Origin of the sequence: Pseudomonas sp. 3JA (assembly GCF_036961705.1) — a bacterium.
GTDB lineage: Bacteria > Pseudomonadota > Gammaproteobacteria > Pseudomonadales > Pseudomonadaceae > Aquipseudomonas > Aquipseudomonas fluorescens_Q.
The window spans coordinates 17,247-37,539 of the sequence record NZ_JBAMDJ010000043.1; the positions used below are offsets into that span (position 1 = coordinate 17,247).

22 protein-coding genes are annotated in these 20,293 nt (G+C 61.0%); 14 read left to right on the top strand and 8 right to left on the bottom strand.

Features of this window, described 5'->3' with window-relative positions; all coding sequences use genetic code 11:
* Positions 1-30: 30 nt before the first annotated feature.
* Both V7773_RS25465 and V7773_RS25470 read left to right on the top strand, forming a co-directional pair.
* Positions 31-1,158: a glycerophosphodiester phosphodiesterase gene (locus V7773_RS25465; RefSeq protein ID WP_336075929.1), complete on the top strand. Its 1,128-nt coding sequence runs from the start codon at positions 31-33 to the stop codon at positions 1,156-1,158.
* 123 nt (positions 1,159-1,281) lie between these two features.
* Positions 1,282-1,587, top strand: a complete 306-nt coding sequence (locus V7773_RS25470) for a PepSY domain-containing protein (protein WP_063324687.1) — start codon at positions 1,282-1,284, stop codon at positions 1,585-1,587.
* Positions 1,588-1,667: 80 nt separating this feature from the next.
* Here V7773_RS25470 and V7773_RS25475 read toward each other — a convergent pair whose 3' ends face one another.
* Entirely contained in the window at positions 1,668-3,293 is a 1,626-nt protein-coding gene (locus V7773_RS25475; protein WP_063324686.1) for a methyl-accepting chemotaxis protein, read from the bottom strand.
* A gap of 244 nt (positions 3,294-3,537) precedes the next feature.
* Here V7773_RS25475 and V7773_RS25480 point away from each other — a divergent pair, with 244 nt between their 5' ends.
* The 4 genes from V7773_RS25480 (at position 3,538) to V7773_RS25495 (ending at position 6,416) form a co-directional block, all read left to right on the top strand.
* Positions 3,538-4,560 (top strand): transporter, encoded by a 1,023-nt coding sequence (locus V7773_RS25480; protein WP_063324685.1) that lies wholly within the window; start codon positions 3,538-3,540, stop codon positions 4,558-4,560.
* Positions 4,561-4,702: 142 nt separating this feature from the next.
* Positions 4,703-4,846, top strand: a complete 144-nt coding sequence (locus V7773_RS25485) for a hypothetical protein (protein ID WP_003204853.1) — start codon at positions 4,703-4,705, stop codon at positions 4,844-4,846.
* A gap of 37 nt (positions 4,847-4,883) precedes the next feature.
* Entirely contained in the window at positions 4,884-5,114 is a 231-nt protein-coding gene (locus V7773_RS25490; RefSeq protein WP_336075932.1) for a hypothetical protein, read from the top strand.
* 102 nt (positions 5,115-5,216) lie between these two features.
* Positions 5,217-6,416 (top strand): MFS transporter, encoded by a 1,200-nt coding sequence (locus tag V7773_RS25495; RefSeq protein ID WP_063324684.1) that lies wholly within the window; start codon positions 5,217-5,219, stop codon positions 6,414-6,416.
* On the opposite strand, the gene arfB is transcribed toward V7773_RS25495, so the two are convergent.
* The gene (gene arfB / locus V7773_RS25500; protein WP_063324683.1) at positions 6,413-6,826 is read right to left on the bottom strand and encodes an alternative ribosome rescue aminoacyl-tRNA hydrolase ArfB; all 414 of its coding nucleotides are present in this window, start codon (positions 6,824-6,826) and stop codon (positions 6,413-6,415) included. The genes V7773_RS25495 and arfB overlap by 4 nt on opposite strands.
* 337 nt (positions 6,827-7,163) lie before the next feature.
* Positions 7,164-8,582, bottom strand: coding sequence for an amino acid permease (locus V7773_RS25505; RefSeq protein ID WP_063324682.1), 1,419 nt, complete (start codon positions 8,580-8,582; stop codon positions 7,164-7,166).
* 938 nt (positions 8,583-9,520) lie between these two features.
* Here V7773_RS25505 and V7773_RS25510 point away from each other — a divergent pair.
* Both V7773_RS25510 and V7773_RS25515 read left to right on the top strand, forming a co-directional pair.
* Complete coding sequence (locus tag V7773_RS25510) at positions 9,521-9,658, top strand: hypothetical protein (RefSeq protein WP_003178782.1); 138 nt, start codon at positions 9,521-9,523, stop codon at positions 9,656-9,658.
* A 92-nt stretch (positions 9,659-9,750) separates the two neighbouring features.
* The gene (locus tag V7773_RS25515; RefSeq protein WP_092145194.1) at positions 9,751-10,716 is read left to right on the top strand and encodes a leucyl aminopeptidase; all 966 of its coding nucleotides are present in this window, start codon (positions 9,751-9,753) and stop codon (positions 10,714-10,716) included.
* A gap of 181 nt (positions 10,717-10,897) precedes the next feature.
* On the opposite strand, the gene rluB is transcribed toward V7773_RS25515, so the two are convergent.
* The 5 genes from rluB to V7773_RS25540 all read right to left on the bottom strand — a co-directional run bounded on the left by rluB (position 10,898) and on the right by V7773_RS25540 (position 15,734).
* Complete coding sequence (rluB, locus tag V7773_RS25520; RefSeq protein WP_060740973.1) at positions 10,898-12,133, bottom strand: 23S rRNA pseudouridine(2605) synthase RluB; 1,236 nt, start codon at positions 12,131-12,133, stop codon at positions 10,898-10,900.
* Between the two features lie 298 nt (positions 12,134-12,431).
* Positions 12,432-13,385 (bottom strand): SMC-Scp complex subunit ScpB, encoded by a 954-nt coding sequence (scpB, locus tag V7773_RS25525; RefSeq protein WP_092345621.1) that lies wholly within the window; start codon positions 13,383-13,385, stop codon positions 12,432-12,434.
* An 11-nt stretch (positions 13,386-13,396) separates the two neighbouring features.
* A complete protein-coding gene (locus V7773_RS25530) occupies positions 13,397-14,095 on the bottom strand; it encodes a segregation and condensation protein A (protein ID WP_336075950.1) in 699 nt (232 codons plus the stop codon).
* Between the two features lie 132 nt (positions 14,096-14,227).
* Entirely contained in the window at positions 14,228-14,857 is a 630-nt protein-coding gene (locus V7773_RS25535; protein WP_063325238.1) for an L-threonylcarbamoyladenylate synthase, read from the bottom strand.
* A gap of 13 nt (positions 14,858-14,870) precedes the next feature.
* Complete coding sequence (locus tag V7773_RS25540) at positions 14,871-15,734, bottom strand: PHP domain-containing protein (protein WP_060740970.1); 864 nt, start codon at positions 15,732-15,734, stop codon at positions 14,871-14,873.
* A gap of 87 nt (positions 15,735-15,821) precedes the next feature.
* Here V7773_RS25540 and V7773_RS25545 point away from each other — a divergent pair, with 87 nt between their 5' ends.
* From V7773_RS25545 to V7773_RS25570, 6 genes are all read left to right on the top strand, one after another.
* Complete coding sequence (locus V7773_RS25545) at positions 15,822-16,418, top strand: septation protein A (RefSeq protein WP_336075936.1); 597 nt, start codon at positions 15,822-15,824, stop codon at positions 16,416-16,418.
* A gap of 1 nt (position 16,419) precedes the next feature.
* Positions 16,420-16,719, top strand: coding sequence for a YciI family protein (locus V7773_RS25550; RefSeq protein WP_057452480.1), 300 nt, complete (start codon positions 16,420-16,422; stop codon positions 16,717-16,719).
* Between the two features lie 107 nt (positions 16,720-16,826).
* Positions 16,827-17,237, top strand: a complete 411-nt coding sequence (locus tag V7773_RS25555) for a hypothetical protein (RefSeq protein WP_063324676.1) — start codon at positions 16,827-16,829, stop codon at positions 17,235-17,237.
* 7 nt (positions 17,238-17,244) lie between these two features.
* Complete coding sequence (locus V7773_RS25560; protein WP_063324675.1) at positions 17,245-17,922, top strand: response regulator transcription factor; 678 nt, start codon at positions 17,245-17,247, stop codon at positions 17,920-17,922.
* 310 nt (positions 17,923-18,232) lie between these two features.
* Positions 18,233-18,670, top strand: coding sequence for a Spy/CpxP family protein refolding chaperone (locus V7773_RS25565; RefSeq protein WP_092145190.1), 438 nt, complete (start codon positions 18,233-18,235; stop codon positions 18,668-18,670).
* 65 nt (positions 18,671-18,735) lie between these two features.
* Positions 18,736-20,076: a sensor histidine kinase gene (locus tag V7773_RS25570; RefSeq protein WP_063324673.1), complete on the top strand. Its 1,341-nt coding sequence runs from the start codon at positions 18,736-18,738 to the stop codon at positions 20,074-20,076.
* Positions 20,077-20,293 lie beyond the last annotated feature (217 nt).

Genomic DNA, 20,293 nt, shown 5'->3' on the forward strand with positions numbered 1-20,293 from the left:
TTTTTGCACACCGACGAAAGGATTTCGAGCATGCCTGTCACCTTCACCCGCACCGCCTTGATGCTGAGCCTGTTGCTCGGCTTCGGCCAGCCCCAAGCGTCCGAGGCCCCGAGCCCCAAGGCCCTGGCAACCCTCCAGGGCATTCCGCACCCCGCCGTGATCGCCCACCGCGGGGCCTCGTTCGACGCGCCGGAATCTACCGCTGCCGCCTACAAGCTGGCCCGCGACCTGGGCGCCGATTACCTGGAACTGGACCTGCAACGCAGCAAGGACGGCGTGTTGTTCGTCCTGCATGACGACAGCCTGCTGCGCACCACGGATGTCGCGGTCAAATTCCCCGAGCGTAAGGACAGCACCGCCAACGAATTCACCATGGCGGAGCTCAAGACGCTCGATGCCGGCAGTTGGTTCAACACCGCTTACCCGGACCGCGCGCGCACTTCGTTCGCCGGCCTGAAGATCCTGACCCTCGATGAAGTGATCAATATCGCCGAGGGCAATCCGCAGCAAAAACCCGGGCTGTACATCGAAACCAAGGAGCCGAAACTGTTCCCCGGCATTGAGCGCGACCTGAAGGACAAATTGCAGGACCGCGGTTGGCTGAGCCCGGCCGGGTCGAAACTGGCCAAGCGGGCCACGGGGGTCGGCCAGGGCAAGGGCAAGGTCGTCTTGCAGACCTTTGAAAAGAGCAGTCTCGAACTGCTGCACAAAGAAATGCCGAAGGTGCCGAAGATCCTGCTGTTGTGGGTGGGCGAAGGCAACATCGAGCCCAAATCCAAGGTGCCTTTTGCCGAGTCCGGCGAAACGGACAAGGCCGCCTATTACGCCAAACAGGAACCCAAGGACAAGGCTGAATTCGAAAAATGGATTCAGTACGCCAAGGCCCAGGGCGCCGTTGGTACCGGGCCATCCGCGGCGTTGACCCATGGCGGCAGCCAGAGTTACGCGGACCTGGTGCAACCGTGGATGAACCAGTACACCCATGACCAGGGTCTGCTGGTGCATGTCTACACCGTGGATGAAGCGGTGGACTTCAAGAAAGTGATGGATGCCGGTGTCGATGGCATATTCACCAACCGTGCCAATGAGTTGCTCAAGTACTTCCAGCGTCCCGAGACAGGCAGCGTGGTGCAACTATTGGAAAAGAATGGCTACTGAGTCGCAAGACGGTTGCCAGGCAACTTGCTTCAGGTTTTTTCGAATTAAGGGTGAATTAAGTTGCCACAGTTAATCTGAGCCCACTTAAACGACTCACCCTTAACGACACCAAGGAAAGAACTCATGAAAACATTGACTGCCCTGTTTACCGCCGCTGCCCTGACCCTGACTGCTGGCCTGGCCCAGGCAGATGTTCGCGTCGATCAGATTCCTCAACTGGTCAAGGAAGGCAAGATCAAGTCCCTTGAGTCGATGAACGACGAAGCCCTGAAGTTGCACCCGGGCGCGACCATCACCGACACCGACCTGGATAACCACTTCAACGGTTATGAATATGAAGTCGAATTGAAAACAGCCGACGGCAAAGAGTTTGATGTTGATTTCGATGCCACGACCGGCAAAGTCTTGAGCAACAAGCAAGACACTTGATCCATCTGCAAAAAAAGAGCCGCGCAACCTTGGGGTTGCGCGGCTCTTTTGCGTTTATCAATACCTGTGGCGAACGACCGTCAGGCACTCAACCGCGCCGTCACTTCATTCAACTGTCCTGACAAACCGTGCAAATCCCGACTGGCGGCTTCGGTGCGCTGCACATTGTCCAGGTTAGTGCTGGCAATGCAGGTGATTTCCGTCAGGTTGCGGGAAATGTCTTCGGCCACGGAAGTCTGCTCTTCGGCTGCGGTGGCGATCTGGCGGTTCATGTCGCGAATCGCTTCGACAGCCTGGGTGATGCGTTCGAGCATCACACCGGCCTGGGTCACTTGCTCCACACTTTCTTCGCTGCGCGATTGCCCACTCTCAATGGCGTGGGCCGCGTCCACCGCTCCCGTTTGTACAGTCTGGATAATCTGGTTGATCTCGATGATTGACGAAGCCGTACGCTGGGCCAGGCTGCGGACCTCATCGGCGACCACCGCGAAACCGCGCCCCGCCTCCCCGGCTCGCGCGGCTTCGATGGCAGCATTGAGGGCCAGCAGGTTGGTCTGTTCGGCGATCCCGCGGATCACCTCCAGCACCTTGCCGATGCGCCCGCTGTCGGTTTCCAACTGACGGATGACCGTGGCCGTGTTGGCGATCTCGCCGCGCATCCGGGTGATGGTGTGAATGGTCCCTTGCATGACCTTCTCGCCCTGCTGCGCCGATTGATCGGCATCATCGGCCGCCCTTGCAGCGTCAGCCGCATGGCGGGCCACTTCCTGGGCCGTGGCGGACATTTCGTTCATCGCCGTCGCCACCTGATCGGTGCGTTCGAATTGCTCGCTGGTGCCCTGGCTCATCAGGCTGGCGATGGCATTGAGCTCACCGCTGGCACTGTCCAGTTCCGTGGCACTGCGTTGCAGGCGGGTAAAGGTTTCGGCAAGGAAATCGCGCAATGTGTTGGCCGCTACCGCCAGATTGCCCAACTCGTCCTGACGGTTGCTCGTCACACGCTCGGCGAAACGCCCATGGCTGAGTCGGGTCACGTAGTCGATCAGGTTACGGATCGGTTGAACCAGGTTGCGATTGACCAGCCACAGGCTGAACAGCCCAATCAGCACACCCGACACCAGCATGATCACGGTGCCCAGCATAATCGTGCGATCGGCGCCGGCACTGATCAGCGTCGATTGCTCGGTGCCCAGCTTGCGCAGCTCCACCACCAGCGCACTCATTTGCTCACTGGCCGCACGGTCCACGCCCTTGACCGCCGCATCGCCCGCCGCCGAATCGCCACCGGAGGCGACAAATGCGTCACGGCCCTTTTGGTAGGCAGCACCCAACTGACGATGTTCATCGCGCAGGGCCACGATGCGGGTCTTGATTGGCGCCGGCACACCTTCATGCCCGCTCAATTGGCCCAGGATGTCTTGGACCTCACGCTGACGTTCCTCGAACTGCTTCCAGTATTTATCCAGGTCCGCCGGCTGCTTGCCGCGCAGCAGGACGTTTTTCCATTCCTGCACCTGCACCTTGAACTGCAGGTTGGCCTCGTCGATCAATTGCGAGGCACGCAACGGTCCATCGATCAGGTTGCGATAGTTCTGGACACCATTGGAAAGGAAATGAAAGGACGCCAGGGCGATCAGCAACATCGCCAGCAGGCTGCCGCTCAACAGGGCGAGAATCTGGGCTCGAAGGGATTTTTGTAGAATCATGGGGCGCAATCTCTAGGCAAGAGGAACAGGAACGATGTCCCGCCCCCATGTCCGCAACACAGCGAATACGGGGGATATGTACACGACATCGGCCTGCCCGGGGCATTCTTGAAACTTGGCGACTGCCGGTAGCGCCAGCTTGGCGGTGCGGATGGAACTGTCACAGAACCATCAAGAAAGCTTGCGAAGATGGCGTTCAAGTGAACCTGTAGCCGCGACAGGCACTTCCCGCCAGCGAGACCTCATGAACCACAGCCTTGATCAAAGCCACCGTGATCCGGACCTGTTCGGCCTGCTTTACGGGTTCCGTTTCCGCCCCGGCGAACGCGGGCAGGAAATCGATTCGGCCCAGGCCTTACGGAGCCTGCAACACCCGCAAGACTCGGATGAGTTCCTCTGGCTGCACCTGAACCTGGCCCACGCTGCGTGCGAGCGCTGGATGAAAGGTCACCTGGCCCTGCCCCAGGAATTTTTCGAAGCCTTGCACGAAGGCTCGCGCTCGACCCGCATCGAGCATGTCGACTCGGCGTTGCTGGCCGTGGTGAACGATGTCGTGTTCAACCTCAGCAATATGGTGTCCTCGGATGTCTCCACATTGTGGGTTTGCGTGCACAGCCGATTGATCGTCAGCGCGCGCCTGCAACCCTTGCACTCGGTCGACAAGCTGCGCTCGTCGGTGAAGGCCGGCGAGTGCTTTCGCTCGCCAGTGGAATTACTCGTGCACTTGCTGCGCGACCAGGGCGAAGTGCTGACCCAGATCGTGCGCAAGACCAGCCTGAGCGTCGACCAGGTCGAAGATCAATTGCTGTCCTCGCGGCTGTCCACTAACCGCGCCGAGCTGGGCAGCAACCGCCGGGTGCTGGTGCGCTTGCAGCGCTTGCTGGCCCTGGAGCCGGGTTCATTGCTACGTCTGCTCAACCGCCCGCCGCAATGGTTGCAGAAAGAAGACGTCAAGGAGCTGCGCAAATCCACCGAGGAGTTCGCCCTGATCATCAACGACCTCACCGCGTTGAGTGAACGGATCAAGCTGCTCCAGGAAGAAATCGCCGCCAATCTCAACGAACAAAGCAACCGCACCCTGTTCACCCTGACGGTGGTCACGGTATTGGCGTTGCCCATCAACATCATTGCCGGCTTCTTTGGCATGAACGTCGGTGGCGTGCCGCTTGCCAGCGATCCCGAAGGCTTCTGGATCCTGGTGGCACTGGTGGCAACCTTCACGCTGATTGCCGGCCGCTGGGCATTTCGCAAGCGAGGTGACTATTGAACATGACGTGTCTAGACAATCCCTTTTGTCGGCCCGACGGGATTTAAAAGTCTTTTTGTCATTTCTCCTGCTGTATCCTGCCCAGGCTTTGTAAAAGCGCGGATCTACCAGATCTATCCACAGACCTTGCGAGGAGCGCGATATGCACGAGATCCCTAATCTCCCCTTCCCAAGCCTGCACGACACTGAGCAGACGACCACGCTACAAGCCGGGGGGCAAGCAGATGCCCAGCAACCCGAGCCAAAAGAAGCCACTGAACGCCGCCAGGCCGACAGCGAAGACTGATTGACCCGCACCACCAGACCGTGTGGAAAGCGCTAAGATGCGCTTTCCACACCGCCTGAACCCCGAGCCCTCCATGACCGATGACACCCCTCCATTCAGCGAAGCCCAGGCCAGCGTGCTGATCGGCACTGCCGAAAAAATGGTCGAGATCTGGACCCGCCTTCCTGCCGAGAAACAAGCGGCCCTGCTGGCGCGCTTTGGCAGCGAAGAAAACGCCATCGCCGCACTGGTCACCACACGCCTGCTCAGCGGTGAGAACGGCAACTGAACCACCACTCGGCAAATAGTTTTACTTTTCTGCGCCCTGACCCCACGGTCGCCGTTATCATAAGCAGCCTATCTATCCTGCTGCTCCGTGGACCTTTACCCCATGTCAGATTCCCAGCGCCCCCTGGCGGTCACGCTGCAAGTCGTCTCCATCGTCCTGTTCACCTTCATCGGCTACCTGAATATCGGCATTCCCCTGGCCGTGCTGCCCGGGTTCGTCCACGGCGAACTGGGCTTCGGCGCAGTGATCGCCGGGTTGGTGATCAGCGTGCAATACCTGGCCACCCTGCTCAGTCGTCCTTACGCCGGGCGAATCATCGATAACCTGGGGAGCAAGCGCGCGGTGATGTTCGGCCTCGCCGGCTGCGGGCTGAGCGGCGTGTTCATGCTGGTCTCTGCCTGGACGCCCCACCTGCCCACGTTCAGCCTGATCAGCCTGCTGATCGGTCGTCTGGTGCTCGGCAGCGCGGAAAGCCTGGTGGGCTCCGGTTCGATTGGCTGGGGCATCGGCCGGGTCGGCGCGGCGAATACCGCCAAGGTGATTTCCTGGAACGGTATCGCCAGTTACGGCGCGCTGGCGATCGGCGCACCTCTGGGGGTGTGGCTGGTCAATGCACTGGGGCTGTGGAGCATGGGCGTGAGCATTATCTTGCTCGGTTTGCTGGGGTTGGCATTGGCCTGGCGCAAAACCGCCGCGCCCATCGTCACTGGCGAACGCCTGCCGTTCATGCACGTGCTGGGGCGCGTCCTGCCGCACGGCTGCGGCCTGGCCCTGGGTTCCATCGGGTTTGGCACCATCGCCACGTTCATCACCCTGTATTACGCCACCCAGCATTGGGACAACGCGGTGTTGTGCCTGAGCCTGTTCGGCGCCAGCTTCATCGGCGCGCGCTTGCTCTTTGGCAACCTGATCAACCGAATGGGCGGCTTCCGCGTCGCCATTGCCTGCCTGTCGGTGGAAACCCTGGGCCTGTTGCTGTTGTGGCTCGCACCGGATGCCCACTGGGCCCTGGCGGGCGCGGCGTTGAGCGGTTTCGGCTTCTCCCTGGTGTTTCCGGCGCTGGGAGTGGAAGCGGTCAACCTGGTGCCGGCCTCCAGCCGTGGGGCGGCGGTGGGGGCTTATTCACTGTTCATTGATTTGTCGCTGGGGATCACCGGACCGCTGGCCGGTGCGATTGCTGCGGGCTTCGGCTTTGCCTCGATCTTTCTGTTCGCCGCATTCGCGGCCCTGGGCGGGTTGGCATTGAGCGTCTATCTGTACCGACAGGCGCCGAGGCATCGCCAGGAACGGGAGAAAAGCTAGAAGTCCACCTTGCCGCGGCCGGCCTTGATCGAGCCGCGCTTGGTCTTGGATTCCAGGCGACGCTTTTTCGAACCCAGGGTCGGTTTGGTCGGACGGCGCTTCTTCTCGACCTTGGTGGCGCTGAGGATCAGCTCGAGCAGGCGCTCCAGGGCATCGGCCCGGTTCTGTTCCTGGGTGCGGTACTGCTGGGCCTTGATGATCAACACACCGTCGCTGGTAATGCGACTGTCACGCAGGGCCAGCAGCCGCTCCTTGTAGAACTCGGGCAGCGACGAGGCCGGAATGTCGAAGCGTAAATGCACGGCACTGGAGACCTTGTTGACGTTCTGCCCTCCTGCCCCCTGGGCGCGGATGGCCGTCAGCTCGATCTCGGCATCCGGGATGTGCACGGTGTTGGAAATCGCCAGCATGGAAAGTGTCCGGTATCAGGCCCCACAGGATACCGCGAATCCCCCCGACAACGCCTAACCCTGTGGGAGGTGTGAGCCGGAAACGACAAACCCGGCACTTGGCCTAATGCGGTTCATTCAAGAAAAAAGATGGACCTGTGGCGAGGGAGCTTGCTCCCGTTCGGCTGCAAAGCAGTCGTAAACCGGCGGGTGCGGTGCGTCTGATGTTCCGCATCTGGCAGGTTTTGGGGCCGCTTCGCGGCCCAGCGGGAGCAAGCTCCCTCGCCACGGGTTTGTCGATTGCCTTGAGTGAACAGCATTACGGCACTTCGCCGGTTTGTTGTTTTTTCAGGATGGGTTACTTGGCTGCTGCCGCCACAGCCAGTTCCTGCCGCGCACTGCGCTTGTTCTTGATCCAATAGCACACGGCCATGAACACCACCCACACCGGAATCGCATAGACCGATACCTGGATGCCCGGGATCAACAACATCACGCCCAGGATGAACACCACGAACGCCAGGCAGATGTAGTTGCCGTACGGGTACCACAGCGCCTTGAACAGCGGCGTCTGATGGGTCTGGTTCATGTGCTGGCGGAACTTGAAGTGCGAGTAGCTGATCATCGCCCAGTTGATCACCAGGGTCGCGACCACCAGCGACATCAGCAACTCCAGCGCATGTTGCGGGATCAGGTAATTCAACAGCACCGCCACCAGCGTGACCGCCGCCGACGCGAGGATCGAACGCACCGGCACGCCGCGCTTGTCGATCTTGGACAAGACCTTGGGCGCATCGCCCTGCTCGGCCATGCCCAGCAACATACGGCTGTTGCAATAGGTGCCGCTGTTGTACACCGACAGCGCGGCGGTCAGCACCACGAAGTTGAGGATATGCGCCGCGGTGTTGCTGCCCAGCATCGAGAACACCTGCACGAACGGGCTGCCGCTGTAGGCATCGCCGGAAGCGTTGAGCGTGCTCAGCAGGCTGTCCCAAGGCGTCAGGGACAGCAGCACCACGAGGGCGCCGATGTAGAAAATCAGGATCCGGTAGATCACCTGGTTAATGGCCTTGGGAATCACGGTTTTCGGTTTGTCCGCCTCAGCTGCGGTGAAACCGAGCATTTCCAGGCCACCAAAAGAGAACATGATGATCGCCATGGCCATCACCAGGCCGCTGACGCCGTTGGGGAAAAACCCACCATGGGACCACAGGTTGGTCACCGACGCTTGCGGGCCGCCGTGGCCACTGACCAGCAAATAGCTGCCCAGGGCAATCATGCCGACAATCGCCACGACCTTGATGATCGCGAACCAGAACTCGGCCTCGCCGAAGACTTTGACGTTAGCCAGGTTGATGACGTTGATCAGGATGAAAAACGCCGCCGCCGACACCCAGGTTGGGATATCCGGCGCCCAGTAATGGATGTACTTGCCGACAGCAGTCAGTTCGGACATGCCCACCAGGATGTAGAGAATCCAGCAGTTCCAACCCGACAGGAACCCGGCGAAACCGCCCCAATACTTGTGGGCGAAGTGGCTGAAGGACCCGGCGACTGGCTCTTCGACGATCATTTCGCCCAACTGGCGCATGATCATGAAGGCGATGAAGCCGCAGATGGCGTAGCCAAGGATCATCGACGGGCCGGCTGATTTCAGCACCCCCGCCGAGCCGAGGAACAGGCCAGTGCCGATCGCGCCACCGAGGGCGATCAGTTGAATGTGGCGATTTTTCAGGCCGCGTTTCAGCTCGCCCGAATGCGAGTTTTGTCCACTCATGAAAAGGGTCTCACGCAAGGTTTGATGATGTTCGTTAGACGTTGCCGCTCGAATCGGATCTCAAGCAGCGCCGATCAAACCCCAGCGCAGGCACCAGGAATTCAGCGTTTTTACAACGGTCATGCGTCACCTGTTTGTTTTTATCTGTGACGAAATCGAACCCGACACGCTTGTGGCGTGGCGGAGTGAACAAGGTGGATAACCTTGAAAGTGCGTGGGTACGCGAAGGGTCACAGTAAAACGCGGCGCATTGTACACCGCTGACCCCCTGCTGCCAGACACCACCGGATCAGCGTGTCGTTTGCCGGGATTGCATGGGGCCGCCCCGAACAGGCCGGGCGGCTGCAAAAAAGTGTCCAGGCCCTTGCGAGCCCCTGAAGGGTGTAGCGCTAAAAACGCCACGACGGGAGAAATGCACTTGAGCTGTGGCGTTCATTGCGCCTCCTTCTTGTTATTCACCTGCACGACAGGCATGGGGCGCATCTCACCCTGCCCATCGATTCGAAACAAGCGGGCCAGAGCCTCGCAAACCCCTGCAGGGCGGGGCTTACGGAAGTTTTTTCTTACGCTTTGGGAAAACGACGTTTCAGCCCCTCTCGGCAGGCCGTTTTCGTCAACATTTCTTTACAACCCGTCACGCAAACTTTCCAAGTAGGAAATTTCCGTAGGCTGACTGCAAATTGACGGTAGGTAGCTACCTATTTAAAAAAACACCCAGGCGGCTGTTTTTGAATGAGTAATGTTGTCGTTAAAAATGGAACAAAAAGTTCAAACGAAAAAAAATAAATTATTTTTTTGCAATACAAAAAACCCTCGACTAGGTTTTCAGCGACTTGCCAAGGCATCGTGCCGACAAGTTCTGCGGTGCCGTCGCCGGCCTGTTTCCACTCGCCGAATCGGTCCGCTGATTTGCGTAAAAGTCATCTAGGAGATTCACTATGCAAGCACTGGACAAAGACTTGGAAACCGAACTGCAACTGGACGAATGGTTTGAAGCCCCAACCCATGAAGCCGCCGTTGAAATGATGCAGGCCGATGCCGTCGTTCCATTCGGCACGGCGATGTGGCCTCTGTAGGCACCGCCCGGCGGAGGCGATCCGGCCGGTCGACTCCGCCACTTTTGCCGGTTGTCAGGGACGTTTAATGAACTTGTCAGGGAAGAATAAGCATGGACACGCAACGAGCCATCTCACATTTCCTTTACTACCTCGAACACCATCCCGCCCTGGCCGGCATCCAGCCCGCCAAGGTGTTGCTCGGCCATACCGCTGACTACGAAGCGCTGACCGGCGCCATCGCCGAACAGGCGGGCAGCGGCTCGCCCTTCCGGTTCAGTGCCATGCGCCTGGACCTCGAACCCACGGAGCGCCTGTCCAAGGCCATTGCCGACTGCGATCTGTATATTTTCTTCTACGACTCCTCGACCCTGCCCAACCCTCGTCCCGACGGCCCGGACTTTGTCCGCGCACTGCAAGGCGTGATGGCCGACAACTGGAAGAAATCGCTGCTGTTCAAGGACTACGGCGACTACTTCTACGACACCTTCAGCGTGATTCCCCAGCGTATCGCCGGGCTCAACAGTCACCTGATCCGACGCATGTCCCAGGCGGCGACCCTGAGTTTCCAGGATGACCACGGTTCATATTTCGACACAGTCCTGGGCGGCGTGAAGAAGTGGACCGATATCAACGGCCTCGGCAACTACGACCTGGCGCCCGGCGAAATCGCCACTCACAGCGACACCATCAATGGTCGGGTGAATTTCGTCGGCACCTTCCTGAGCACCATCCCGTTCGCACGTAAATACGGCGTGCTGCAATCGCCGCTGGAGCTGTGGATCGAAGACTCCACCATCCAGAAAATCGCCACCGACGTACCGGGCCTGGAGCACGACTTCAACAAGTACCTGGACGCCAACCCGTCCAATCGCCGCATCGAGGAACTGGGAATCGGCACCAATGAAGGGGTCAAGAGTCTTTATGCACGCAACGCGGGTTTCGAGGAGCGCCATTGCGGCCTGCACCTGGGACTCGGTGGCGGGGCCAAGGGCAGCCATCACCTGGACCTGATTTTCGAGAGCGGCGTATTGGCGCTGGATAACGAGCCGATGTTTGATGGGCGGTTTGTGCTTTAGGGGCAGTTGCAAGCGGCGAGCTTCAAGCGGCAAGAAAGAGCGAGCAGCCTCTGGATCGTGGTGTGGAGCTGCTCGCGAAGACGGCCGCACCGGCAGCGTATCAATAACGCCAGACACAAAAACGGCAACCTAGTGGTTGCCGTTTTTTCTTGCAGCTTGCAGCTAGAAGCTCATGGCTGCCTCACTCCGGCTTACGACGCCCGAACCCCGGACGCTGTCCCGAACCTGCCGGTGCACCACGGCGCTTGCCCGATGGCGCATCGCGATCGGCCAGGACGATACCCGGGCGCTTTTTCGGCGCGGGCTTGGCCGGACGCTTGGTGTCGGCCGGGCGATCGGCGACTGGCGTACCGCGGCCAGCCGGAGCACCGCGCCCCTCACCACGTTCAGTCCGACCATTGGCCGGACGCGGCGTGCGTGGACCACGCTCGCCGTCCTGGCGAGGTGCAGGCTTGCGGGCCGGGCGCTCACCTTCGATCTGCGGCTCGCGGGAAGGACGCGGGCCGGTCGCCACACCTTCAGCAGCCGGACGCAGGGTACGCACGCGCTCGGTCTTGCCCATCGGACGCGAGGACTTGCGCTGCATCCGCTCCAGCTTGTCCTTGCTCTTGGCGGTCATCTGCGGCATCGCCACCGGCTTGAGGCCTACTTCGGCCGCCAGGATGTCGACTTCGTACTGGCTCATTTCGCGCCAGCGGCCCATCGGCAGGTCGGAATTGAGGAACACCGGACCGAAGCGCACACGCTTGAGGCGGCTGACCACCAACCCCTGGGATTCCCACAGACGCCGCACTTCACGGTTGCGGCCTTCCATCACCACGCAGTGGTACCAGTGGTTGAAGCCTTCACCGCCGGGCGCCTGCTTGATGTCGGTGAAACGCGCCGGGCCGTCTTCCAGCACGACGCCGGCCTTCAGGCGCTCGATCATCTCGTCGTCGACTTCACCACGTACGCGCACGGCGTATTCGCGGTCCATCTCGTAGGACGGGTGCATCAAGCGGTTGGCCAACTCACCGTCGGTGGTGAACATCAGTAAACCGGTGGTGTTGATGTCCAGGCGACCGATGTTGATCCAGCGGCCTTCTTTCGGACGCGGCATCTTGTCGAACACGGTCGGACGGCCTTCCGGGTCGTCACGGGTGCAGATCTCGCCGTCGGGTTTGTTGTACATGATCACGCGACGCACCGTTTCGGCGGCCTCTTCGCGCTTGATCACCTTGCCATCGATGGTGATGGCGTCATGCATGTCTACACGCAGGCCCAAGGTGGCATCTTTGCCATTGACCTTGATCCGGCCCTGGGTGATCCAGGCTTCCACGTCACGGCGCGAACCGACGCCGATACGGGCGAGGACTTTTTGCAGCTTCTCGCCTGCTGGGCCGATTTCCTGGCTGTCGTTCTGGTCTTGGTCTTTCATTCTGGGCACCTCCCGGTGTGGTCGAGCCAGGCTTGGCCTGACGCTTTGAAAACGGGTCTTCGACGAAGGGATCGCCAAAGGGTCGCGAATCATACGCTCGTTGAGGCGATTGCGCATCAGAGACTAGCTGATCAACCCAGGCTCAGCGCTTTTTCCGCCGACCGGTGGCTGAAGGCCCCCTGTGGGAGCCGAGCTTGCTCGCGATAGCGGTGGGTCAGCTTGCATTGATGCTGAATGTTCCTCTGTCATCGCGAGCAAGCTCGGCTCCCACAGGCGACCGCGTTCCAAACCAGTTGAATCAATCGTCGAACTGGCGCCGTTCGTTTTCGATCGCTTCGGCCAGGGCGCGGGCTTCGGCTTCCTCGTCGCTCAGTTCGGGTTCCGGCGGTTGGAGGGCGGCGACGGCGGCCAGCAGTTTTTCCCGGGCTTCGGCAACGCCGAGGATGTCTTCTTCCGGCTCAGGTTCAGGTTCAGGTTCAGGCTCCGACTCGCTGTCAGGCTCCGGCAACTCATCCGTCTCGCCTTCAGGCCCCGGCCCCTCACGCAGCAGGTCGTCGAAATCGGTCTTCAAGCCCTCCTCCATGGTGTCCAGCTCCAGCAACAACGAGTGGAAACTGGTCTCTTCCTTCGGCTCCTCAGGCTCGGCACTGGCGTCGGCCAATTCCTGCAGGCCTTGGGGCACCGGGGCGTCGTCGAACTCCAGCATCGGTTCGGGTTCCAGCTCCCGCAGTTCGGCCAGCGGCGGCAGGTCATCCAGGTTCTTCAGGTTGAAGTGATCGAGAAAGGCCTTGGTGGTGGCGAACATCGCCGGTTTGCCGGGCACATCGCGATAGCCGACGACGCGGATCCACTCGCGCTCCAACAGCGTCTTGACGATATGGCTGTTGACCGCCACGCCGCGCACATCTTCGATCTCGCCCCGGGTGATCGGTTGGCGATAGGCAATCAATGCCATGGTTTCGAGCATGGCGCGGGAGTAGCGCTGCGGCCGCTCCTCCCACAGGCGCCCGACCCATGGCGCGAACTTCTCGCGGATCTGCAGGCGATAACCGGACGCCACTTCCTTGAGCTCGAAGGCCCGCCCCTCGCAGGATTTGCCCAACAGCGTCAGGGCTTTCTTGAACACGGCCGGCTCAGGTCGCTCGCCTTCTTCGAAGAGTTCGAACAGGCGCTCCATCGATTGCGGCTTTCCCGAGGCCAACAGGAAAGCTTCAAGCAAGGGGGCCAGCTCGCGGGGTTCAGTCAGATTCATTGATTTGCTCGTTATTCGGCTCGTGCCCGCACATGGATCGCTGCGAACGGCTCATTCTGTACCAGCTCGACCAAGGATTCCTTGACCAATTCCAAGACCGCCATAAACGTCACAACGACCCCCAGGCGCCCTTCCTCGGAGGTGAACAGCTCGACGAACGGCACGAAACCGCCGCCCTTGAGCCGCTCCAGCACATCGCTCATGCGTTCGCGGGTGGACAGCGCTTCGCGGCTGACCTGATGACTTTCAAACATATCGCCCCGGCGCAGGACCTCAGCCATGGACATCAGCAACTCTTCCAGGCTCACATCCGGGAGCAACTTGCGCGCCCGCGCCTCGGGGGCATCGAGCTTGGGCACCACTACATCGCGCCCGACCCGGTTCAAACCATCGAGGCCTTCGGCTGCGACCTTGAAGCGTTCGTACTCCTGCAAACGACGGATCAGTTCGGCCCGCGGGTCGTCTTCTTCCGCTTCGACCTCAGCCGAGCGCGGCAGCAGCATCCGCGACTTGATCTCGGCCAGCATGGCCGCCATCACCAGGTACTCGGCCGCCAGTTCCAGGCGCACCGACTGCATCAACTCGACGTAGCCCATGTACTGGCGGGTGATTTCCGCCACGGGGATGTCGAGGATGTTGATGTTCTGTTTGCGAATCAGGTACAGCAGCAGGTCAAGCGGGCCCTCGAAGGCTTCGAGGAATACTTCCAGCGCATCCGGCGGAATGTACAGGTCCAGGGGCATTTCCATGACCGCCTGGCCATAGACCATGGCGAACGGCAGCTCCTGCTGCGCGCCGGCCTGGCTGTCTGTACGCTCCACGGCGGTTTCCACGGCGGACATTCAGGCCTCGACCATGAACGGCGTCGGATCGCCACAACCGACACGCACCACCTGGGGCTCGCCATCGGCCAGGTTGATCACCGTGGACGCCGACATGCCGCCGAAACCGCCGTCGATGATCAGGTCCACCTGATGCTCGAGGATCTGGCGCATCTCATAGGGATCGGTCAATGGATCGGTCTCGCCGGGCATGATCAGCGTCACGCTCATCAGCGGCTCACCCAGTTCCGCCAGCAGCGCCAGGGCAATGGGATGGCTTGGCACCCGCAGGCCGATGGTGCGCTTTTTCGGGTGCAGCAACAGCCGCGGGACTTCCCGCGTGGCATTGAGAATAAAGGTGTATGGCCCCGGCAAATGCGCCTTGAGCAGGCGGAAGGTGCCGGTGTCGATCTTGGCGAACAGGCCCAACTGCGACAGGTCACTGCAGATGAGCGCGAAGTTGTGCTTGTCGTCCAGTTGACGCAGGCGTCTGACACGCTCCACGGCATTCTTGTCGCCGATCTGGCAACCGATGGCATAGGACGAGTCGGTGGGATAGACCACCACGCCACCGCTACGAATAATCTCCACGGCCTGTTTGATCAGGCGCGCTTGCGGGTTTTCCGGATGAATCTGGAAAAATTGACTCACGTGTTCTACCTGTTCAGACGGCGGCGGTAACGGGATCATGTTTGAATCTACACCATAGTGGTGGCAGATCTTCCGGCAACGGGCGGTACTCGCCAATCTCGGACCAGCCCCCAGGGCCATGGAAATCACTGCCGGCGGTGACCAGCAGGCCGAACTCACGGGCCAGGATCGCCAGGCTGCCGACCTGCTCGGCAGGCTGATGGCCGTTGACCACCTCAATGGCATGGCCCCCCGCTTGAATATAGTCGGCGACCAGGCGACGGCGCTTGCTGCGAGTGAAATCATAATGCCATGGATGCGCCAGGCTGACCCAGGCGCCAGCGGCCCGCAGGGTCTGGACGGTTTCTTCCAGCGTCGGCCAGTGCTGCTTGACATCCCCCAGCTTGCCGGCCCCCAGCCATTTGCGGAACGCTTCGGCGCGGTCCTTGACGAACCCCTCGCGCACCATCCAGTCGGCAAAGTGTGGCCGGGCCGGTGCGTTGCCGCTGTCGCCCAGTTCCTGCTGGATCTGCCGGGCGCCGTCCAGCGCACCGGGCATGCCCTTGAGGGCCAGTTTGCGGCTGATCTCTTCGGAACGCAGCCAGCGCCCGTCGCGCAACTGCGCGATGGCCTGGACCAACGCGGGCGCATTTACATCGAAACCATAGCCCAGCACATGGATGGTCGCCCCGCCCCAGGTACAGGACAACTCGACCCCATTGACCAGTTGCATGCCCAGTGCCGTGGCGGCGCTGCGGGCCTCGTCGAGGCCTTCGAGGGTGTCGTGATCGGTCAGGGCCAGGACTCGCACGCCGTGCTCGAACGCCCGCGCCACCAGAACCGCAGGCGCCAGGGCGCCATCGGAGGCCGTGCTATGGCAGTGCAAATCAACATTCACGAGAGTTTGTTACCTCAAATCAGCTGGCCCTATCGCGGCCAAGGATGTTTGTTATTATGCCGCCACATCCTGCTTCTGGCTGCCACTGTGAAACAATTCATCGACTTCATCCCGCTCCTGCTGTTTTTCCTCGTTTACAAACTTGATCCCCGGGCCGTCGACTTCGCCGGTCATTCCTTGACTGTAGGCGGTATTTACAGCGCCACCGCAGTGCTGATCATCAGTTCCCTGGTGGTCTACGGCGCATTGTTCGTGTCCCAGCGCAAGCTGGAGAAGAGCCAGTGGCTGACCCTGATCGCCTGCCTCGTGTTCGGCAGCCTGACCCTGGCGTTCCACAGCGAAACCTTTCTCAAATGGAAGGCCCCGGTGGTCAACTGGTTGTTCGCCCTCGCCTTCATCGGCAGCCACTTTGTCGGTGACCGCTTGCTGATCAAGCGCATCATGGGCCATGCCATCAACCTGCCAGAACTGATCTGGACCCGGCTGAACATCGCCTGGATCGCGTTCTTCCTGTTCTGCGGCGCCGCCAACCTGTTCGTTGCGTTCACGTTCCAGGACTACTGGGTCGACTTCAAGGTCTTCGGTAGCCTGGGCTTGACGCTGTTGTTCCTGATTGGCCAGGGTATCTACCTGTCCCGTCATCTGCATGATGCCGACCCCACTACGCCAAAAACCGAGGACTGACATGCTCTACGCAATCATTGCTACCGACGTCGCCAACTCCCTGGAAAAACGCCAGGCCGCTCGTCCCGCGCACCTGGAGCGCCTGCAAAAACTCCAGGACGAAGGCCGCGTAGTGCTGGCTGGACCGCATCCGGCGGTGGACAGCAATGACCCGGGCGCCGCGGGCTTCAGTGGCAGCCTGATGGTGGTCGAATTCGACTCGCTGTCCGCTGCGCAGCAATGGGCCGAGGCCGATCCGTTCGTTGCGGCCGGCGTCTATGCCAATGTCGTGGTCAAGCCATTCAAGCAAGTCATGCCGTAAATGCCCCTGGCGCGATGAGCCTTCGCGGCTCATTGCTTTCAATTGCTCATTGTTCTCGTTTGCCTGCCGACAACCTGTCTAATCTCGATTGGAATTCAGGAGTTGCAATGCGCAAAGGTCCGTTGTGCCTGTTATTGGTCACGTTGGCGATCGGGGCACCCGCCCATGGCGAGGAGAACACCGAGGGCAGTCATTCGACGCCTTTGTCCCTGAGTGCCGGCAGCCAGATCGCCGAACTGCAGCAACGCTTGAAAGACAGCGAACGCCAGCGCGAAGAACTGAGCAAGCAGTTGCAAAACGCTGACAGCGAACGCGAGAGCGCATTGCTGGCCCGGTTGCGCCAGGAGAACCAGCGCCTGAAGCTGCAACTCAAGGAAGCCCAGGCCAGCCCCCTGCCACGCCTGTTGACCGATCAACAGCAATGGTTTGTCATCGGTGCCGGGGTAGCGCTATTGGCCCTGCTGTGCGGTATCTTTGCCAGCGGTGGACGTAGACAACGTCGGCAATGGCTAAATTGAGTGAGTCATGAGCGAGCTGTTACTGATAGACGATGACCAGGAGCTGTGCGAGCTCCTCGTAAGCTGGTTGAGCCAGGAAGGATTTCAGGTCCGGGCCTGTCACGATGGCCAAAGTGCCCGCAAGGCCCTGGCCGAAACCGCCCCGGCAGCCGTGGTACTGGACGTGATGCTGCCCGACGGCAGTGGCCTGGAACTGCTCAAGCAATTGCGCAGCGATCACCCGGAGCTGCCGGTGCTGATGCTGTCGGCCCGGGGTGAACCGCTGGACCGTATCCTCGGCCTGGAACTGGGCGCCGATGATTACCTGGCCAAGCCCTGCGACCCACGCGAACTGACCGCCCGCCTGCGCGCCGTGCTACGGCGCAGCCACCCGACGGCCGTGTCCACCCAGATCGAACTGGGTGACCTGACTTTCAGCCCGGTGCGTGGCGTGGTCAGCATCGATGAACAGGAACAGGCCCTCACCATTTCCGAAAGCCGCCTGCTCGAAGCGCTGCTCAAGCAGCCGGGCGAGCCGCTGGACAAGCAGGAACTGGCGCAGATCGCCCTGGGCCGCAAGCTGACCCTGTACGACCGCAGCCTCGATATGCACGTGAGCAACCTGCGCAAGAAGATCGGTCCCCACCCCGACGGCCGCCCGCGCATCGTAGCGCTGCGTAGCCGTGGCTATTACTACAGCCTTTAAAGGTTGTGGCTGCTATTACGGCCCTTGGAGGCTTTTGTGGCGAGGGAGCTTGCTCCCGCTCGGTTGCGCAGCAACCGCAAAATATTGGGGCCGCTTCGCAGCCCAGCGGGAGCAAGCTCCCTCGCCACAATGAACCAAGAGCCCCCCTCCTTCCCATTGCATGCCCCACGGGGTTTTGTGCAGGCTGTTTGTCAGGCCCGCACCAAAACCTCTTTACCCAAGCTTTACCCACCCCTGACCGCCGCTGACCTTGATCTCCGTAATCTGCACTCATCCGGAACTGACCGGGAATGAGACAAGGAGACACACCATGCGCAAGACCCTTATCGCTCTGATGTTCGCTGCTGCCCTGCCGACCGTCGCCATGGCCATGCCTGGAGACGCCGGCCCGATGGGTCCGATGGATGGCCCGCGCCACGGCGGCATGATGCATGACAAAGGTCCCTTCAGCGATCTGGACCTGAGCCGCGAACAGCGCCAGCAGATTCGCCGGATCATGGGCGAACAGCGCCACGAACAACGCGAACTGGTAGACAAGTACCTGGCCAAGCTGTCGCCAGCCGACCAGAAAGCCATGCAAGACGAAATGGACGCCCGGCATCAGAAGATCGATGCCCAGATCCGCGCGCTGTTGAAGCCTGAGCAGCAGAAAGAGTTCGACGCAATCCAGAAGAAACAGGCCGAGCGTCGCGCCGAGTGGGCTGAGTTCAAGGCCTGGAAAGCGCAACAGCCGCAAAAAGCGCAATAATGCACTGAAGCCCCCAGCCCAACGGCAAGTCGCCGTTGGGCTTTCTTTGTTTTCGAGGATTTACCGTGCGTTCATTGTTCTGGCGCATCCTGGCCAGTTTCTGGCTGGCCATCGCTCTGGTTGCAGGACTTTCGCTCCTGATGGGCCACATGCTCAATCAGGACGCCTGGATCCTCAGCCGCCATCCGGGTCTCAACACCCTGCCCGAAGAGTGGACACAAACCTACGAAAGCCAGGGCGAGGACGCCGCGCAGGACATCCTGCAACAGCGCAAGCGTCAGTATCACATCGACGTCCAAGTGTTCAATGAAAGCGGCGACCCGGTGGTGCGCGGCACCTTCCCACATCGCGCCGCGGCCTTCGAGGCTCGGCAGAACAACAACGAGCGACGCCTGCCCTGGCGGCGACTGACCGACGAATTCACCAGCGCCAAAACCGGCGACACGTATCTGTTCATCTACCGCATCCCCCATCCCGAACTGGACGCCTGGCACCGCGACAGCCTGCTCTGGCCCCTCAGTGCGCTGGGGATCGCGCTGGTGGTGCTGACCTTGTTCAGCCTGTTGGTGACGCTTTCCATCACTCGCCCGCTGAGTCGCCTGCGTGGCGCGGTGCATGACTTGGGCCAGGCCGCCTATCAGCAGAACAGCCTCGCCAAGCTGGCCAACCGGCGAGATGAGTTCGGCGTACTGGCCACTGACTTCAACCGCATGGGCGCGCGCCTGCAAAGCTTGATCACCAGCCAGCGACAACTGCTGCGCGACGTGTCCCACGAACTGCGCTCGCCCCTGGCCCGGCTGCGCATTGCCTTGGCCTTGGCTGAACGAGCCAGCCCCGAGGAGCGTGAAAGGCTCTGGCCACGCCTGACCCGCGAATGCGATCGCCTGGAAGCGCTGATCAGTGAAATCCTGGTGTTGGCCCGAGTCGATGCCGACAACGCCAGCGCCGAAGAGGTGGAACTCAACGGTTTGCTCGTCACCCTGCAAAAAGATGCGCAACTGGCCTCACCGGAACAAACCGTGCAGCTCGAAACTGAGGCGGACCTGACCCTCAAGGGCTGGCCGACCATGATCGAGCGAGCAGTGGACAACCTGCTGCGCAACGCCCAGCGCTTCAATCCGGCCGGGCAATCGATCGAGATGCACGCGATGCGCCAGGGTGAACGGATCCTGATCAGCGTGCGCGACCACGGGCCAGGCGTGGATGCCGAACACCTGGGACAATTGGGCGAGCCGTTCTATCGCGCGCCCGGCCAGACCGCCGCCGGCCATGGCCTGGGCCTGGCCATCGCGCGCCGTGCCGCCGAACGCCACGGCGGCACGCTGGTGCTGGGCAATCATCCTGGCGGCGGGTTCATCGCGACGCTGGAGTTACCGTTGGTGCCGGGGGCGGTCGTCCAGCCGTAACCTGCAAATGAACAGTTGATCTGTTGACTCCAGGGCAACGCTGCACCCTGTGGCGAGGGAGCTTGCTCCCGCTGGGCTGCGAAGCGGCCCCAAGATTTTGCGGTTGCTGCGCAACCGAGCGGGAGCAAGCTCCCTCGCCACAGGGAATCGAGCAAGCCTGAGTGAGCAGTGTTGCCGCCAGGCAAGCGCGCCCCCCTCAACCAAACGATAATTCCTC

Coding starts and splice junctions, on each gene's coding strand:
- V7773_RS25465 (WP_336075929.1), top strand. CDS start 31: ATGCCTGTCACCTTCACCCGCACCGCCTTGATGCTGAGCCTGTTGCTC.
- V7773_RS25470 (WP_063324687.1), top strand. CDS start 1,282: ATGAAAACATTGACTGCCCTGTTTACCGCCGCTGCCCTGACCCTGACT.
- V7773_RS25475 (WP_063324686.1), bottom strand. CDS start 3,293: ATGATTCTACAAAAATCCCTTCGAGCCCAGATTCTCGCCCTGTTGAGC.
- V7773_RS25480 (WP_063324685.1), top strand. CDS start 3,538: ATGAACCACAGCCTTGATCAAAGCCACCGTGATCCGGACCTGTTCGGC.
- V7773_RS25485 (WP_003204853.1), top strand. CDS start 4,703: ATGCACGAGATCCCTAATCTCCCCTTCCCAAGCCTGCACGACACTGAG.
- V7773_RS25490 (WP_336075932.1), top strand. CDS start 4,884: ATGCGCTTTCCACACCGCCTGAACCCCGAGCCCTCCATGACCGATGAC.
- V7773_RS25495 (WP_063324684.1), top strand. CDS start 5,217: ATGTCAGATTCCCAGCGCCCCCTGGCGGTCACGCTGCAAGTCGTCTCC.
- arfB (WP_063324683.1), bottom strand. CDS start 6,826: ATGCTGGCGATTTCCAACACCGTGCACATCCCGGATGCCGAGATCGAG.
- V7773_RS25505 (WP_063324682.1), bottom strand. CDS start 8,582: ATGAGTGGACAAAACTCGCATTCGGGCGAGCTGAAACGCGGCCTGAAA.
- V7773_RS25510 (WP_003178782.1), top strand. CDS start 9,521: ATGCAAGCACTGGACAAAGACTTGGAAACCGAACTGCAACTGGACGAA.
- V7773_RS25515 (WP_092145194.1), top strand. CDS start 9,751: ATGGACACGCAACGAGCCATCTCACATTTCCTTTACTACCTCGAACAC.
- rluB (WP_060740973.1), bottom strand. CDS start 12,133: ATGAAAGACCAAGACCAGAACGACAGCCAGGAAATCGGCCCAGCAGGC.
- scpB (WP_092345621.1), bottom strand. CDS start 13,385: ATGAATCTGACTGAACCCCGCGAGCTGGCCCCCTTGCTTGAAGCTTTC.
- V7773_RS25550 (WP_057452480.1), top strand. CDS start 16,420: ATGCTCTACGCAATCATTGCTACCGACGTCGCCAACTCCCTGGAAAAA.
- V7773_RS25555 (WP_063324676.1), top strand. CDS start 16,827: ATGCGCAAAGGTCCGTTGTGCCTGTTATTGGTCACGTTGGCGATCGGG.
- V7773_RS25560 (WP_063324675.1), top strand. CDS start 17,245: ATGAGCGAGCTGTTACTGATAGACGATGACCAGGAGCTGTGCGAGCTC.
- V7773_RS25565 (WP_092145190.1), top strand. CDS start 18,233: ATGCGCAAGACCCTTATCGCTCTGATGTTCGCTGCTGCCCTGCCGACC.